Source organism: Paenibacillus sp. B2(2019), from assembly GCF_008370385.1.
In the GTDB taxonomy this organism is placed as follows: domain Bacteria; phylum Bacillota; class Bacilli; order Paenibacillales; family Paenibacillaceae; genus Paenibacillus_AQ.
The window spans coordinates 46,828-63,996 of sequence record NZ_VTZR01000013.1 but is presented as its reverse complement, the minus strand read 5'-3'; the positions used below and the strand labels follow the sequence as shown (position 1 = coordinate 63,996).

Here is a 17,169-nt window from a genome sequence, read left to right as displayed (position 1 = left end):
CAAGTCCTACGTTGCCTATACAATCTCTCCCTGCTTATAAATGGGCAACCGCGTAACAATGGTGAATTGAGGCTCCTGCCGCCATTCCAAGGTTCCGCCGATCAGATGTGTTCGTTCGAACATTCCTTTCATCCCGACCCCTCCACTTTCCGGCAGTTTGGTTAGTTTATTGCCTTCGGGAAGCGTCCCGTTGTTGCTGACCTCCATCGTAACTCCAGTATCACTAAAGTCGACTTTAATCGAAATCGCAGTTGCATTTCCGTGACGTAGGGCATTGGTTATGGCTTCTCGGGCGTTCTTATACAAGATCACCTGAATACTAGGATATAGCGGGTAAGGTATCCCGTGCACTTGGTATGAGGTCTCGATTCCCGTATCGCGGCCGATCTCTTCTAGCAGACGGTCTAACGCATAAGCTCCCTCTAATTGTGGCGTATAGTTGATACGCTTCACTGCAGAGCGCATATCGTCCATGCTGGCTGACAATTGATCTCGAATGAGCTCCATCATCTGCATTCCGCTTTCAGGGGAGGTGGGTAAGGTGAGTAGCGCGGCTTCCATCATCATTTTAATGCGGATGAGGCGGTGGCCGATATCATCATGGAGCTGGCGGGAGATGCGAACCCGTTCTTTGGACTGGGCTGCATCTTCTATTTGGGCGTTAAACTCCAGCAGTCGGTTGCGGGCTTCATCCAGCTCGAAATGCTTTTTTCGCAGCTCATCGTAAAGATTGAGGGTGTTCTCACGGCCCCGACCCGCCCTCTGTAACAATTCGTTGAGATAGGCGATGAGCAGAAAAGTAATATTGATGAATGTGATTATAAGCTTTGGAGAATCCCAGAGCGCTATGTTCAAGGTAATCAGATGCACAACCGTAAACACGAGAGGTACTGCTTGGGGCTGAAGTCTAGAATAATAAAGTAATGCTGAAATGGCCGGGAAAATCATTATGCTGCCGTACTGGTAACATAACCAGGCAGTGAACAGTATTTCCACAATGCTTATTAAGGCATGAAAGGAACTGGGTAGCTTTGGCACCATGACCGCAAGGAATAGAAGCATCAGAATATGCAACGTGAAGATTCCATAGTCGGCATATGGGTAGATGTAAATGCTAATACAAGCAGGAATTATGATGAGTAGGTATCGCAATAGGGTCAGTTCTCTAGTCACACCTAAGACATCCTTTATAGAGTTTCTTCTAATCTTAGCATATTCGCCTACTTCTTCAGGAGATGACTTAAGTCACCTTCAAAAGATGACTTTTCGTACCTCCGTGGTCAATCCCTTTAAGCTAAAATTGTAAATATAGAAGCGCAAAGACAGGAGCGATGAAAAGATGGCAATCGCCGTATTAACCGATGTGGTGAAACGATATGAAGGTAAATTAACAGTAGATCATGTGAACATGACGATAGAAGAAGGAGAAATCTTTGGCTTGCTAGGCCCGAACGGAGCGGGTAAAAGTACAACGATCAGTATGATCTGCGGCTTGCTTAAGATTGACGGGGGAGACATTGTTATCGACGGTCTGCCCGTGTCCTCGAAATCACTTGAGGTGAAGAAAAGAATTGGTTTGGTTCCACAGGAATTAGCCTTATACGACACGATGACAGCGGCGGATAACGTTACCTTTTTCGGAAGATTGTATGGTTTGCGTGGCAAGCTCTTGAAGGAACGGGTAGAAGAAGCTCTTACGTTCACAGGCCTTAGCGACCGTGCTAAAGAGAAGCCCTCAACCTTCTCCGGAGGGATGAAGAGACGTCTGAACATTGCCTGCGCTATTATGCATCGTCCCAAGCTGATTATTATGGATGAACCTACCGTGGGGATTGATCCGCAATCTCGTAATCATATCCTTGAATCGGTTAAAGAGCTCAATCGACTCGGATCAACGATTATTTATACCAGTCACTATATGGAGGAGGTTGCGGCCATTTGCGATCGGGTAGCCATTATGGATAAAGGGCATATCATTGCTTGCGGTACGGAAAAAGAACTGCGAGAACGCGTTGCCAAGGAAGAAAAAATCGTCATTAAAGCTGCTAATATCACACCGGAGCTTGTTCAGGAGCTGACGCTTCACCCTAGAATTAGACGCGTAGAAGCAAAGGATGAAGTAGTCGAGCTGCATCTGCCTTCTTCACAAGGGGAGCTACAGGACATCCTTTTTATTTTTGCCAAGCATAAGGGGATTATCGGCTCGCTAAATATTGAAGAACCTGATCTGGAGACGTTGTTTCTAAACTTGACCGGAAGGACCTTAAGAGATTAAAGGGGGGATTATTCTGATGAATACTTGGACGATTATGATCTATGAGCTACGAAGACTATTTAGCTCACGTTCTATGATATTAAATATGTTTTTGCTGCCCCTGTTATTGATCTTTCTCTTAGGTGCTTCGCTCTCCGGTGTCGTTGGTGACAAAGGCTCCACTACTATTGATGTTGTGCGAGTGGCTGTTGTTAATCTTTCTGGTGAGGGCTATGAGAGCTCGGCGATGATGGATGGCTTTTTGAAGTCAACAGAGCTTAAGGATATCATTACTCCGGTTATGGTGGGTAGTCGAGAGGCGGCAGAAAGCGGTCTGCGAACAGGAAAATATGGTTATGCGGTTGTTGTTCCTCCAGGCTTTGATAGTAAGGTACAGAGCGGTGAAGCCGCACAGCTTGAATTTATACTGGGCCAAAAAAGTACAGATAACAGGGTGGCAGGGACGGTCTTCGATAATTTTCTGAGGAATCTTAATTATAAACAGTCTGTGGCGATGACACTGGGTCCAGAAGCTTTGAACGTTATGGCACCTAGTTCCATCAGTAATGAGCCTTCCGTAAAGCTTGGAGAACTGAGCGAGGGAGGATATTCATATACTTCTTCCCAGTTCTATGCGGTATCCATGATGCTGATGTTTTTGCTGTATAGCGGCTTGACGGTATGTACTTCTCTTTTTAATGAAAAAGAAAATCATACCCTTTTCCGGATAAATTCAATGCCAGTCAAAGGCTCAGAACTGTTTATTGGCAAAATGCTTGGTGTGGGTGTTGTAAGTATAGTACAGTGCGCAGCGATTATTATTCTGACGAATGTGCTGTTCGGTGTGAATTGGGGGAATCGCCCCGGCTTGTTACTACTATTTTGCCTGCTGATGATTGTGGCTTCAATGACCTTATCTATCGTTATTTCTATGTTCAGCAAGACTGGAGCAAGCGCAAGAAGTGTGGTTACGGTACTCACTGTAAGCATGACCTTCATTAGCGGGGGAATGGCACCACTTCCAGAATCGTGGGTGAACTCTATAGGGACGTTTACGATTAATCATTGGGCAATGCAGGCTATTCTGAAAATGATGTTACATGCCGATGTATCGCAAATCATGCCGAATTTGGGAGTGTTATCGCTGATCTGCCTAGTGTTGTTCAGTGCAGCGGCTATTTCGTACCGGAAGGTGGGTTATCATGGATAAAATCTTAACGATTGCCTGGAACATGGTGAAACGAACCATTGGTACTAGGAAGGGGGTGCTCATCTATATTCTGCTTCCTTGTATTGTACTTGCAGGTATTGTTTCCGTTACTGGAACGATGGGAGAGAACCTAGCTGTTGTGCTGTATTCGAATATGGATAACGGGGCAGCAGGTAAGCATTTGCTCACTGAACTAAAAAATTCCGGAGAATATAAATTTGTAGAAAAGACTGACGAGACTGCTTTAAGAGAAGGCGTAGTCGATCAGAATGGAGAAGCGGGGATTCTAATTCCAGCAGGCTTCACTTCGGCACTACTTGCTGGAGAAGAACCACAAATTAGTGTGTATGAGCTGAAGACGAATGAAACTTCCGTTATGATTAAATTAAAAGCGAGCGCAATTGCTGATGAAATGAGGAGTACGGCCGCGATCATAGGGGCAGTTAATAACGGATCTAGCGACGTTGACGCACAGTTCACTACGGTTATGCAAAGAGCGGAACAGCACAGTATAGGCAGCATTCGAACTGATTATAATCTATATCCTCGGGAGGGACTGGGTGTCGTTACGGGCTTAACGCTAATGTTTCTCATGAGCCTGGTCACGAGCTCTGTGTCTCTGATTATGGATGATCGGAAAGGCCGGACCATGATGCGAATGTTCAGTGCTCCGGTTCGTTCTTACGAGATTGCTATTGGTAATTTTCTGGGTAGCTTCATGGTCGGACTGATTCAGATCGTGGTAGTGCTCGCCTTAGGTCGCTGGGTGCTGCACTATGATTATGAAGTTCCAATCTATCTATATTTCCTTGTTCTTGCGGCATTTATGCTGGTGTCTATGGGGATCGCGAGTACAGTGGCAGGATTAATTCGTAATCCTAATAATGCTGGTATGCTGAATTCCCTTATTATCACACCGACTTGTATGCTTGGCGGCTGCTTTTGGCCTTTATCCATTATGCCGGACTATATGCAGAAGGCGGCTAACTTTGTTCCGCAAAAATGGGCCATCCAAGCGGTCGACATCGCTGCAACCGGTGGGGGCTGGAATGAGTTGTGGTTACCCTTTGCCATCTTAGGTCTTATGGCTGCTGTGCTACTGGCGATTGGTTCTGCCATTCTCCGCCCAAGTGAAGCGGGAATTAATGCTTAGAAAGCATAAGACTAGATATTCATAGCTTGGGCTGTTACCTTCAGGTACAATAATAGGTATCAAATGTATTTGATTCTTATTATGTGCAATAGAGGACATTTCTAGGAGGATGAACAGATGAGCAGCAATAAATTGGCTTGGACATGGCGGGTGAAGGAAGAATGTCTGGAAGAGTATGTAGCGATGCATTTAAATCCTTGGCCAGAAGTTTTGGAGGAGCACAGTAAGGCTGGTATTTCTAACTACTCTATCTTTCAGAATGGTAATCAATTTTTTTATTGCTTTGAATGTGAGGATACGGAAGCGGCTTTCGATTACATTGCTAAAAGTGACGCCTGCAACCGATGGAATGCCATTACTTCAAAGATGGTTGAAGGGTCATTTGATTTCAATGATGAGGTGCCGATGTTGCCTTTACGTGAAGTGTTCTATCTAAAATAGTGAAGCTGATTCTTTATTAACTAAAATTTGCATAAGGTAAAATATCGGCGTATTTTGTTTACAGTCTTTTATATTACGGTTATAATATATTTAATATTGTTTAATTGAATAATTTTTTGTTTTTTGGAGGAGCCTGTCAACAAGGGCTCCTCTTTGTCTTTTTTTGGCTTGGAGATGTCCCTGGTTGGCAGTTCTTATATACAACAAGGGAGTGGATGAAACATGGAGTTTGTTCTATATCTTATGCTGATTATACTATTCACCAAGCTAGCTGGTGATTTATCTGTACGACTGGGACAACCGTCGGTACTGGGTAAGTTAATTGTCGGTATTATACTAGGTCCTGCGGTACTGGGTTGGATTCAAAATGGAGAGTTTATTCATTATTTTTCGGAGATCGGTGTTCTATTGTTAATGTTTATAGCAGGGCTTGAGACTGATCTGGATCAACTGCGCAAGAACTGGAAGTCAGCTTTCGCAGTAGCCGTCGGAGGTATTATTTTACCTTTTCTAGGTGGATTCGCCATCGGAGAAATGTTTGGTTTTGCTTATCATAATGCTATGTTTATGGGTGTCATTCTTAGTGCAACATCGGTCAGTATATCGGTCCAGGTACTGAAGGATATGAATAAGTTGAATACACGTGAAGGTTCTACCATTCTGGGAGCCGCTGTAGTCGATGATATTCTGGTTGTTATTTTGCTCGCTGTATTAATGAGCTTTTTCGGCACAGGAGAATCAGTGTCCATTGGTCTTTTAATTACGAAAAAAGTGTTGTTCTTCGCTGTAGCGCTTGTTGTGGGTTGGTTCGTTGTGCCGCGGGTTATGAAATGGATGGCTCCGTTAAAGGTGACAGAGGCTGTTATCGCAGCGGCGCTAATGATTTGCTTTGCGTTCGCGTATTTTGCTGAAATTATGGGGATGGCAGGCATCATCGGTGCTTTTGCAGCTGGGATTGCTATTTCACAAACCTCCTTTAAGCACACTGTGGAATCTAAGCTTGAGCCTATTGCCTATTCGATTTTTGTGCCGGTCTTCTTTGTCAGTATCGGACTTAATGTTTCCTTTGAAGGGGTTGGCAGTCAACTAGGATTCGTCCTCTTGTTGACGGTGATTGCCATTCTGACCAAGTTGTTCGGCGGTGGTCTGGGTGCGCGTCTTACAGGATTTAATAACCATTCGTCGCTTATTATTGGTTCAGGGATGATTTCGCGGGGGGAGGTTGCATTGATCATCGCGGCAACAGGTCTGCAAAGCGGATTGTTGCAGCAGCAGTATTTTACTTCCGTAATTATTGTTGTCATTGTAACTACACTTGTAACACCACCACTCTTAAAATATATGTTCCGCGATCCAGTGCGCGCTAAACAAAAATAATAATCATAGCAAAAGGGTGTCTCGAAAGCCATTTTACATGGCTTTTGGGGTGCTCTTTTTTTGTTTGCTCTAATTCCCTATCCTTCGGAAGGAGAAAGCCCCCGGTCTTAAGACTGAGTATAAAACCAGCCGTAGGGCTGTTTTGACTTCGACCAAAAATGTCTAAACTAAATCTCGGGATGGAAAATAATACATAATGGGGCAGTCATAAGAGGAGTACCAGAAATATACGGGGTGGAAGGGGAAACGATAATGAAATGGTTAACCAAATGGTCGTTCGGTAACAAGGCGGCGGTAGGGCTTTTAGTGGTAATGGCGCTTGTAGTGGGAGGGCTGAGCTACACTTCGCTACCGATGGAATTTATGCCAGAGGCAGATAATCCACAAGTGACTGTAACGGTGCTCGGTCCGGGTCAAGATGCCCATGCAATGGAGACGAAGGTTACGAAGCCGATTGAGGCTGGGGCCGCTTTTGTAAAGGGAAAGAAAGAAATACTGTCCACTTCCGGAGACGGATACGCACAGGTGAATATTTTTTATGACTCAAAAACAAATATGAAGGATGCAGCTGGGGAGGTGCAAAAGGTTGTAGATTCGTTGCAGTTCCCTGAAGGTGTGATGGCTCCTTTTGTACTTCAACTGAATACTTCCATGATTCCCGTGTCGCAGGTAACCCTTTCGTTTGACGAAGGTCTGACTAAAGAAAACCTTAAGCTTGCGGAAGAAACGATCATTCCAGAGATGCAACAAGCAGAAGGTGTAGCCAACGTCGCCTTATATGGGAAAGTAACTCCGCAAGTGCGAGTGAAGCTAGATCCAAAATTAATGGCTGAGAAAGGAATTACGACACCTCAAGTACTAGGGTTACTTCAGGGACGTAATGTATCGGCATCTCTTGGAGAGCAGACGATTGGTGGTCAGACAGGTAACGTTAATGTGGTTTCTACAATTGATAGTATCGATACTCTAAAAAAGCTACCCGTATCCTCGGGTGTTAAGCTGCAGGATATTGCTGCCGTCGAATTGAAGGAAGATCAAGAGAGCGTTAGCCGCTCGAATGGGAAAGATGTTCTTTTCGCCATAGTAACCAAAGAAGCTAATGCGAATGCAGTAAGTGTCGGAGATCATATACAGGATACCGTAGCACATATTAACAAAACCATTCCAAATGCAGAGGCAGCGGTCGTATTCAGCACATCAGATATGGTGGTTACCTCGGTGAATAGTATGATGCGTGAAGTATTGCTCGGCGCGCTGTTCGCGACGATCGTAATTTTACTGTTTCTACGCAACCTGCGGGCAACACTGATTACGGCGGTTTCTATTCCGCTTTCACTAGCGGTTACCTTATATCTGCTTGATATATCCGGCATAAGTCTGAATATTATCACACTCGGAGGTGTGGCCGTTGCGGTCGGTCGCTTGGTTGATGATAGTATCGTAGTGATTGAGAACATTTACCGTAGGCTGCAAAAAGAACCTTTCTCCCGTGAAATGATTATAAGCGCAACTGGGGAAGTGGCTAGAGCGATTACTTCATCTACGATTGCAACGGTAGCGGTATTTCTGCCGATGGGTCTTCTGCGTGGTAGTTTACAGGCGTTTCTACTTCCGTTTGCCTTAACAGTCACGTATTCATTGCTTACTTCACTCGTTGTAGCTTTGACGGTAGTGCCACTGTTAAGCTCATGGCTGCTGAGAAGAACTTCAATGAAAGAACACGAACCGTCTAAATGGTTCACTCGATTCCTCGATTGGAATCTGCGCCGGAAATGGATAACTTTATCGCTAGGTCTTCTCCTTCTGATTGGCTCCATCGCTGCTTACGTGACTATGCCAAAAGGCGCGCTTGATGCTTCAGATGCCAGCTATGTCTCTGTTCAGTTGAATTATCCGAAGGATGTTCCTGTCAAAGAGATTTTAGAAAAAGGAAAGCAGTTAGAGCAAGATTTGATGAAACAGCCTGAAGCGGAAACGGTGATCATGCAATCAGGGAACAGTGCAGATGCGGCCCAGTGGGGATCCGTCAGCTCGGAGACCTTAGTGGACTATACCGTTGTGATGAAAAAAGGTGCGGATGCGCAAGGCTTCATCGATCATGTCCGTGATGTGAAGGATTCCTACGCTGGGGCAACACTTGTTGCTAATCAAATGAGTATGATGGGTTCAAGCTCCACTAGCGAATATATTGATATCGTGGGTGATAATCTTACAGATATTACTGCTGTTGCAGCAGAAGTTACGAATAAGTTGAAGACTGTGGAGGGTATTCAGAAGGTCAGTAGCAATATGGAGGATACCAAACCTGTCTTTACATTTAAGGTAGATCCAGCACAGACGAATGCACAAGAAATTACCATGCAATTGTCGGCTATGCTGAATCCGATCCCTATGGGGCAAATCGAACTGGACGGTACACTTGCAGGAGTAGTGTTAGATCCTATAGCTGAGCCAAAGTCGGAGCAAGATTTAAATTCAATGACGCTCATGACTGCTGAAGGTCCAAAGCCGTTGTCACAACTAGCAACCTATGAGGTTCGGAATGAACCAGCACTGTTGTTCCATAAAGATGGGAAGCCATATGCGAGAATTACAGCGGAAGTGGATCCGAAGAAAGTGTCTGAAATCGGAGCGGATATTAAAAAGCAAACCGATAGTCTTACCCTTCCAAAGGGTGTGACTCTATTTGCAGGCGGAGCCTCGGTTGATCAGTCAGAGGATTTCGCTGACCTTGGTATGACAGCGCTAATCTCCATCGGGTTGGTGTATCTGATCATGGTCCTCACCTTCAAAACCCTTCGTGCTCCGCTGGCAATCATGTTCTCCTTGCCTTTGGCTGCGATTGGGGCGATTGTTGGACTGATCGTATCCGGCGTAACACCTGATTTCACTGCCCTGTTCGGGGCTCTGATGCTAATTGGTATCGTCGTCACGAATGCGATTGTGCTTATCGACCGTATTAAGCAGAATGAAACGCATATGGGTATTCGCGAAGCCATTCTGGAAGCGGCAGGAACACGGATGCGCCCGATTCTGATGACGGCTATTGCTACCATTTGTGCCATGACTCCACTGCTGTTCGGCCATGCCGAGATGGGCAGCATCGTCTCGCAAAGCTTGGCGATTGTGGTCATCGGTGGCTTGACCGCGGCAACGCTGCTTACGCTAGTTGTGGTTCCAGCGATTTACGAGCTGTTCTACTTCCGTAAATCGGCTAAGGAGCGCAAAGGCGTGGCGAAAGTAGAAACTCCGACGCATGGTGCGTAATATCAAAAAGTTATAGTGATAAACAACTGAAACAGGCCCTTCTCAGACATTTTAATGATGCTGGGAAGGGCCTTATTATTTAGAAAATGAGAATTTACTTGCGTATTTGGATAGGGCGAGAGATCTAAGTTTTGATTTTATAAATAATGATTTTTACAACGATATACAACGCATTTAGCATAAATAATATGAAAGGGATGATAGAGAATATTCTATGGGACGAAGATAAGGCGGATAGCATAAATAATGCGAGGAGCAAATAGGGAAGGGACAATAAATATTTTCTGTGGAATACATTATGGACAAATTCAAATTTCACAAGGAATACATTCCTTTCTAATGGGAAAACGCTACCCTCGAAATTAGGATATCATAACTCCTGATTTTTGCGAAGGTGCAGGCCGAGTAGATCATAGTGTTGATTTTTATTCGCATACAAAAAAGCTGGCCGACGATAACTGATATCGTGGCCTGCTTTTTTAATATTGCTCACTATCTATTAACCGCAAGAACAATTCAATACCGGCTTACGCGCAGCCTGTGTCTCATCCAATCGGCTAATCTCTGTGGTATGAGGTGCGTTGATTACGATTTCCGGTGTCTCCTGCGCTTCTTTTACGATCTGGATCATCGTATTAATGAAGCCGTCGAGCGTTTCTTTACTTTCGGTTTCCGTCGGCTCGATCATCATACATTCCTCAACAGTCAGAGGGAAGTACACGGTTGGCGGGTGGTAGCCGAAGTCGAGTAATCGTTTAGCAACGTCTAAGGTGCGCACCCCATACTGCTTGAGGTTTTTGCCGGACATTACGAATTCATGTTTACATACGCCCGGATATGGGATTTCAAAATACGGCGCCAGACGATGCATCATATAGTTCGCATTCAGCACGGCATTTTCGGATACCTCACGCAGTCCGTCTGGACCATAGGTGCGGATATAGGCGTAGGCACGAACGAGAATACCAAAGTTGCCGTAAAAAGCTTTCACGCGTCCAATCGATTCAGGTCCGCCGAAGTCGAGTGAGAAGCTGCTATCTTCGTTTTTCACCACAGTTGGTTGTGGTAGGAACGGAATCAAGATGGATTTTACGCCGACAGGTCCGGCTCCAGGGCCACCACCGCCGTGCGGGGTGCTCATTGTCTTATGCAAGTTCAGATGCACAACGTCAAAGCCCATGTCGCCAGGGCGGGTAATGCCCATAATGGCATTGGAGTTGGCTCCATCGTAATAGAGTAAGCCGCCTGCTTCATGCACGATCTCAGCAATCTCGACGATTTGGGTCTCGAACAAGCCGAGTGTGCTTGGGTTAGTCAGCATCAGTGCGGCTGTGTCACTGCCAACAGCTGCTTTGAGTGCTTCAAGATCAACCATCCCTTTATCTGTGGAAGGGATCGTGATCGTTTCAAGTCCTGCTGCTGAAGCACTAGCAGGATTGGTGCCGTGTGAGGAATCCGGCACGATAACCTTCGTGCGGGTCTCCCCGCGGCTTTCATGGTAGGCGCGGATCATCATGAGGCCGGTCCATTCACCATGAGCACCTGCGGCAGGCTGTAAAGATACAGCATCCATGCCGGTTAGTGCAGACAAGTCATTTTGCAGGGTATACATTAATTCCAGTGCGCCTTGAATGCTTTCTTCTGGCTGGTAAGGGTGGATCTTAGCTAGGCCTACGATGCGGGCAACATCTTCGTTAATCTTCGGATTGTATTTCATCGTACATGAACCGAGTGGATAGAAGCCGTTATCTACGCCAAAGTTGCGGCGTGACAAGGAAGTGTAGTGGCGAATAACATCCACTTCCGATACTTCTGGAAGCACAACGGGTTCGCTACGGAGTAAACCTGATGGAATCAGAGATTCTAAGCTTTCTTCCTGTGGCACATCGCACAGTGGCAAAGAATAGGCCGAACGGCCGGGCCGGCTTAATTCAAAAATTAGACTTTGCTCCGGTTTCATAAACAGCCCTCCAGTGCGCTAGCGAATTGGTCGATTTCGTTTTTGCTTCTTTTTTCCGTAACGGCTACCAGCATATGTCCAGCAAGTTCAGGATAATCACGGCCCAGATCATAACCGCCTAGATAACCTTCCTTCAGCAGCTTCGAATTAATTGCACTTACGCTGCTTCCCTCCGGAAGCTTCACGACAAACTCGTTAAAGAATGGGGAGGAAAAGGTAAGTTCAGCCTCTGTTAGTTCGCTTAGTTTATTAGCGGCGTAATGACTTTTACGAATGTTCAGCTCGCCTACTTCACGCATCCCTTCTTTACCCATTACGGACAGGTAGACGGATGCGCAGAGTGCGAGCAGCGCCTGATTGGAGCAGATATTCGATGTCGCTTTTTCACGACGGATATGCTGTTCACGAGCTTGGAGTGTCAGAACGAAGCCGCGTTTACCGTTACGGTCAACAGTTTGACCAACGATACGACCTGGCATGCGGCGCATTAAATGCTCTGCTACAGCGAAGAATCCACAGGTTGGACCTCCGAGGGAAGCGGGAATACCGAGTGGCTGAGCGTCACCGACTACGATGTCGGCTCCGAGCTTACCTGGTGTTTCTAGTACGCCAAGAGCGATCGGATTTGCACTGACGACGAACAACCCTTTAACAGCATGGATCAGTGGCTCAACGGAGCTAAGATCTTCGATGCTGCCAAAGAAGTTAGGCGATTGCATCAGTACTGCAGCCGTATCACCATCAATGGCCTCAGCAAGCTTAGCCTGATCGGTAACACCGTCTTTATAGTCAATCTCCACTACCTCAAGACCCCAAGCATTAGCCGATGTGCGTAACACTTGGCGCGCTTCAGGATGAACGGTGCGGGAGACAATTAATTTTTTGCGTTTGGTAGCACCAGCTGCGAGGACGGCTGCTTCGGATAATGCGGTTGCGCCATCATACATACTGGCATTGGCTACTTTCATACCGGTTAGTTCGCAAATGTAGGATTGGAATTCGAAGATCGCTTGCAGTTCGCCTTGGCTGATCTCCGGTTGATAAGGGGTGTAAGCAGTGTAGAATTCTGAACGGGAAATGACATGGTTGATCACTACAGGGATGTGATGGTCGTATAATCCGGCGCCGAGGAAGCTGGCGTGCGAATCGAAGTCAGCATTTCGGTCAGCGAGACCTTTCATGTGACGTAGCAGGGCGTACTCATCGAGTGGTTCAGACATCGGCATAGTGCCTTGATAACGGACGGCTTCAGGGATATCGGAGAACAGCTCATCTATGGACTGAATCCCGACGGTTTCCATCATCTCTACGCGGTCCTGTGCTGTCATGGGCAGATAACGGTGCTTCATTAAGGTTTCACTCCTTGGCTTTTTTAAAATATAAGAAAGTACAATTTTCACGTTATACTTTATCCTTCTATTTCTCGCTTAAAAGTTCACCGTCCTAATATGGACGCTAAAGGCGTTTATACTTGTAAAAAGGGGCCTTAATCACGACAGCCTTAAGCTGCTTGCCACGTATCTCTACGAAAACCTCTGTGCCTATTTCACTGTAAGCTGTATCCAGCAAAGCTAATCCCAGGTTGCGTTTCAGCGTTGGAGATTGGGTTCCGGTTGTGACCTCTCCGATTTTGATGCCGTCCGCATAGACCGGGTAATGGGAGCGCGGAATGCCTCGATCAATCATTTCTAGACCGACAAGGCGGCGGGGAAGACCGGCTTCTTTTTGCTGCACTAGCGCATCGCGACCGATGAAGTCCGCTTTGTCCAGCTTCACGAAGAACTGTACTCCAGCTTCAAGAGGCGTGATGTCAGCCGACAGCTCCTGACCGTACAGTGGCAATTTTGCCTCGAAACGAAGCGTATCCCGTGCGCCCAGTCCAGCAGGTGTTAATCCGTGAGGAGAGCCTGCTGCGAGAAGGCCGTTCCATAACGTTGCTGCCCCATCCAGCGGAGCGTAAATTTCGAAGCCATCTTCACCGGTATAACCCGTACGGGAGATCAGTACTTCTACACCGCAGACGGTTGAGCGTTCGATGAAGTGGAAAGGCTTGAGCGTTGAGATCGGTGCATCAGTAACTTCTGCGAGTATGGTCTCTGCCAGCGGACCTTGCAAGGCGAGCAAAAGCGTCTCGTCAGAGACATTAGTGAGTGTGACTTCACCGAATTCAGAGGTCAGATGCTCTTGCAGCCACTGGAAGTCCTTATCGATGTTGGAGGCATTTACGACAAGCATATAACGGCCTTCACTTAGTCGATACACGAGTAAATCGTCGACCACACCGCCGTTTGGATAACAGAGCAGCGTATATTGCGCCGCACCATCGGTAAGGCGGCTGACATCGTTGGTCGTCATTTTTTGTAAAAAGGCTTCAGCGCCGCTTCCGATCACCATGAATTCACCCATATGCGATACATCGAACAGTCCAGCCTGCTGGCGAACAGCCTCATGCTCCTTCACGATACCTGTAAACTGTACTGGCAGCTCCCAGCCGCCAAAATCAATGCACCTGGACTCCGAATAAGCGGAATAGAGATCATAAAAAGGTGTTCTTTTCAAAGCATCCATGTCGTCACTCCCCTAGTCTGATTACATACGAAAAAAAGGACAGGCAGAAGCAATCATGCATAAATGCACTAATCGCTTTCTGCTCTGTCCTTTGTACCTGAGAGTTACCCTGCGTAACTAACATGCAAGTTTCCCCGTTGGTGACCTGACGCACCCAGCCTCGCGTCTGATGCTCTCCAGAGGTACGTCCGACAAAGGTCCTTTTGCCTGAGAGATTCACCCCTGTTAGGGCTTACTCCTTCGGCGCCGTCTTCAAGTGAGACAGTCTCTCCCTATGCCATCATCCGCAACTGTATTTGTTTCTTATGTCTCCATTAAACGGGTATAGGAGGGCGCTGTCAACAAGAAAAAGTCAAAAAAACGACAAATTTATTTTACTGTTAGTAATATTGACATTATGCTCCGGGATCACTTAGGCTATAACTAAATTTAGAATTCCAATTTGGAAATGAGGCGGCTTGAAATGAGTGAAGTTTTAGATAACCTTCTTTACAGCGAAGAGCATGAGTGGGCACAGCAAGTGGAAGGACGCGTAGTACGTGTTGGGATTACGGATCATGCTCAGCATTTGTTAGGCGATATCGTATTTGTGGAATTTCCAGAAGTGGGTTCGGCCATTTCAGCTGGCGACAGCGTAGGTAGTATCGAATCCGTTAAGACCGTATCGGAACTCTATTCACCCGTCTCTGGGAAGGTTACCAAGATTAATGATGGTTTAGAAGCTAGTCCAGAGCTAATTAATGATAAGCCGTATGGTGAAGGTTGGATTTTTGAAATTGAAGTGGACGGAGAGTATGCTGATGCTGTAAAAGGACTGCTAGATGCAGCTGGATATCGTGCATTGGTAGGGGAGTAATTCTAATTTTTTTCTGAATATTAATTTCACCGAATGTGATATTTATAGCAGCAAGTTTCCGTTTTTGGGGACTTGCTGTTTGGTGTTTTTATATAGATAGTGGTGGTGAATTTTTGAGTTAAATCCTGGGACTGTTTGGAATTATGGGATTTTATTTAAAAGCGAATCTACTGATTGTGGAATTAGGGAAAACCTCCCTTATTTTAGACGAGTATAGCGTGACACTAAGGGTTTTAGGGAATTCCTCCCTAAAATTTCAGTGAAAAGCGCTATTTCTGACTAAATAGGGTATTAATCAGGGAGGAATTCCCTAATTCTGTGCCTGGACAAGGGAATAGGCAGATAATCAGGGAGTATTTCCGTAATAAATAGTGGCGAGCCCATTTTGGTATGTTGATAAGCAGATTCGCTCCTGCACAGGCCTAGCTATTGTAACTAGCTCTGAGTAAAACATTTTTTATGCACCCTCTTGAAGTTGACGAAGCACAATGATCTCTACACGGCGGTTCTTTTGCTGACCTGCTGCCGATGTATTATCCGCGGTGGGCTGGGTATCAGCATAACCTGCGTATTGAAAATTGTCGGGATTCAATCCCTCCCGATCTAAGAAAAAGCGAAGCACTGACAGCGCACGAGCACCAGACAGCTCCCAGTTGTCGTTATAGTGAGAAGCTGAAGATACTGGCGTATTGTCGGTATGTCCTTCAATGCTGATCTTTGCGCCGATATCGCTGAATAAGCCAGATAACTGCTGAAGAGCAGGGAGGGCTGGAGACTTCAGGTCTGCCTTACCTATATCGAAGAGAAACCGGTCACTGAGTGTGATTTCTATCCCCTGCGGTTTGTCGGCAACAAAAATTTGTTCTCCAAGATTATTTTCCTCTACATAGTTCGTGATCACACCCATTAATTCAGCAAGTTTAGCCTCTTGTTCTCGAAAAGCAAGTTCACGTGCCGAAGGTATTTCGTTCTCCGTTTGTTCAGCAGATCCAGCATTCGGTCTCGCAGTTGCAGCTGCATTCCCATTCCCGTCTGTACTTTCCGGTTTGTTCTCAGTTGATTTCCCAGCATCTAAAATGCCGTTCCCACCCTCAAGGACAGTGCTGCCAGACTTGAAGGTCTCGGATAATGAGCCTGTCACGATGTTATATTTGTCAGTATCCAGGCTGCTCATCGCATACAATATAACGAAAAAAATAAGTAAAAGTGTAATTAGATCAGCATAAGTAATCATCCAACGGTCGCGGCTTTCCCGAGTCTCTACACGCCGCTTGCGCCGGTCTCTTTGTCTCATAGAAGGCCTCTAGTTTCCGCACGGTCATTCGTGTCCGTGTCTGAGATGAATGAGTTCAGTTTTTTACGCACCAGCAAGGGGTGATCCCCGTTCTGCAAAGAAAGAATGCCGACGAGTAGCATTTCCATACTATGTAGCTGGCTTTGACTGCGGGATTTGATTTTGGAAGCGATGGGTAAAAATATTAAATTAGCGATGGCAACACCGTACAGTGTTGCGGTAAATGCAACTGCGATAGATGTGCCCAGATTTGACGGATCTGTAAGGTTGCCAAGTACACGGATGAGGCCCATCACCGTCCCGATAATTCCCATCGTTGGTGCATATCCACCTGCAGCTTCAAAAATCTTAGCATAGTTCTCATGCTTCAATTCTTTAGCATCCATTTCTAATTCAAGAATCTGTCTTACCTGCTCAGGATCAGTACCGTCCACAATAAGAAGTAGACCTTCACGTGTAAAAGGGTCCGGATGTTCTTCAGCTTGTTTTTCTAACATTAGAACGCCGCCGCGACGGGCCACGGTTGCCATTGCAATGAGTTCTTCTGCTTTTTCTACATCACGATCAGGGTTGCTACCGAAAGCCATGCGTAATGCTGTTGGAATGGAGCGCAGCTTAGATGCCGGGAAACTGATCATAACGGCGGCAAACGTACCCCCGAACACAATCAAAGCTGCATTAAGCTGCAGCAGTCCTGAGAGGCTTCCGCCTTCCCAGAGATAGCCGCCGATTAACGCAGCCAGTCCAGCCAATAGGCCGATTATTGAGGTAATATCCATGCTTCAAGCT

The 17,169-nt window shown here is 46.1% G+C and carries 13 protein-coding genes and 1 riboswitch; of the genes, 7 read left to right on the top strand and 6 right to left on the bottom strand.

Features of this window, described 5'->3' with window-relative positions; translation table 11 throughout:
• Nucleotides 1–15 precede the first annotated feature (15 nt).
• Complete coding sequence (locus PAENI_RS11125; RefSeq protein WP_149645288.1) at nucleotides 16–1,173, bottom strand: sensor histidine kinase; 1,158 nt, start codon at nucleotides 1,171–1,173, stop codon at nucleotides 16–18.
• Between the two features lie 166 nt (nucleotides 1,174–1,339).
• On the opposite strand from PAENI_RS11125, the gene PAENI_RS11120 reads away from it, so the two are divergent.
• The 6 genes from PAENI_RS11120 to PAENI_RS11095 all read left to right on the top strand — a co-directional run bounded on the left by PAENI_RS11120 (nucleotide 1,340) and on the right by PAENI_RS11095 (nucleotide 9,702).
• Nucleotides 1,340–2,275, top strand: coding sequence for an ABC transporter ATP-binding protein (locus PAENI_RS11120; protein WP_149645287.1), 936 nt, complete (start codon nucleotides 1,340–1,342; stop codon nucleotides 2,273–2,275).
• A 16-nt stretch (nucleotides 2,276–2,291) separates the two neighbouring features.
• Nucleotides 2,292–3,464, top strand: a complete 1,173-nt coding sequence (locus PAENI_RS11115; RefSeq protein ID WP_149645286.1) for an ABC transporter permease — start codon at nucleotides 2,292–2,294, stop codon at nucleotides 3,462–3,464.
• On the top strand, nucleotides 3,457–4,617 hold the full coding sequence (locus PAENI_RS11110) for an ABC transporter permease (RefSeq protein WP_149645285.1): 1,161 nt from the start codon (nucleotides 3,457–3,459) through the stop codon (nucleotides 4,615–4,617). Before PAENI_RS11115 ends, PAENI_RS11110 begins: the two co-directional genes overlap by 8 nt.
• Nucleotides 4,618–4,734: 117 nt before the next feature.
• The gene (locus PAENI_RS11105) at nucleotides 4,735–5,058 is read left to right on the top strand and encodes an L-rhamnose mutarotase (RefSeq protein ID WP_042192298.1); all 324 of its coding nucleotides are present in this window, start codon (nucleotides 4,735–4,737) and stop codon (nucleotides 5,056–5,058) included.
• A 222-nt stretch (nucleotides 5,059–5,280) separates the two neighbouring features.
• Nucleotides 5,281–6,435, top strand: a complete 1,155-nt coding sequence (locus PAENI_RS11100; protein WP_042192295.1) for a cation:proton antiporter — start codon at nucleotides 5,281–5,283, stop codon at nucleotides 6,433–6,435.
• Between the two features lie 252 nt (nucleotides 6,436–6,687).
• Complete coding sequence (locus PAENI_RS11095; protein WP_149645284.1) at nucleotides 6,688–9,702, top strand: efflux RND transporter permease subunit; 3,015 nt, start codon at nucleotides 6,688–6,690, stop codon at nucleotides 9,700–9,702.
• Between the two features lie 499 nt (nucleotides 9,703–10,201).
• On the opposite strand, the gene gcvPB is transcribed toward PAENI_RS11095, so the two are convergent.
• The 3 genes from gcvPB to gcvT all read right to left on the bottom strand — a co-directional run bounded on the left by gcvPB (nucleotide 10,202) and on the right by gcvT (nucleotide 14,230).
• Nucleotides 10,202–11,662, bottom strand: a complete 1,461-nt coding sequence (gene gcvPB / locus PAENI_RS11090) for an aminomethyl-transferring glycine dehydrogenase subunit GcvPB (RefSeq protein ID WP_076286983.1) — start codon at nucleotides 11,660–11,662, stop codon at nucleotides 10,202–10,204.
• Nucleotides 11,659–13,011, bottom strand: coding sequence for an aminomethyl-transferring glycine dehydrogenase subunit GcvPA (gene gcvPA / locus PAENI_RS11085; protein ID WP_149645283.1), 1,353 nt, complete (start codon nucleotides 13,009–13,011; stop codon nucleotides 11,659–11,661). The genes gcvPB and gcvPA overlap by 4 nt, the downstream gene beginning before the upstream one ends.
• 106 nt (nucleotides 13,012–13,117) lie before the next feature.
• Entirely contained in the window at nucleotides 13,118–14,230 is a 1,113-nt protein-coding gene (gene gcvT, locus PAENI_RS11080) for a glycine cleavage system aminomethyltransferase GcvT (RefSeq protein WP_149645282.1), read from the bottom strand.
• Nucleotides 14,231–14,415: 185 nt separating this feature from the next.
• Nucleotides 14,416–14,514: riboswitch (glycine riboswitch) on the bottom strand.
• 179 nt (nucleotides 14,515–14,693) lie between these two features.
• On the opposite strand from gcvT, the gene gcvH reads away from it, so the two are divergent.
• A complete protein-coding gene (gene gcvH, locus PAENI_RS11075; RefSeq protein WP_076286985.1) occupies nucleotides 14,694–15,086 on the top strand; it encodes a glycine cleavage system protein GcvH in 393 nt (130 codons plus the stop codon).
• Between the two features lie 457 nt (nucleotides 15,087–15,543).
• Here the strand turns inward: gcvH and PAENI_RS11070 are convergent, their stop codons facing one another.
• Complete coding sequence (locus PAENI_RS11070) at nucleotides 15,544–16,380, bottom strand: flagellar motor protein MotB (protein ID WP_149645281.1); 837 nt, start codon at nucleotides 16,378–16,380, stop codon at nucleotides 15,544–15,546.
• Nucleotides 16,377–17,159: a flagellar motor protein gene (locus tag PAENI_RS11065; protein WP_076286986.1), complete on the bottom strand. Its 783-nt coding sequence runs from the start codon at nucleotides 17,157–17,159 to the stop codon at nucleotides 16,377–16,379. The genes PAENI_RS11070 and PAENI_RS11065 overlap by 4 nt, the downstream gene beginning before the upstream one ends.
• Nucleotides 17,160–17,169: the final 10 nt, after the last annotated feature.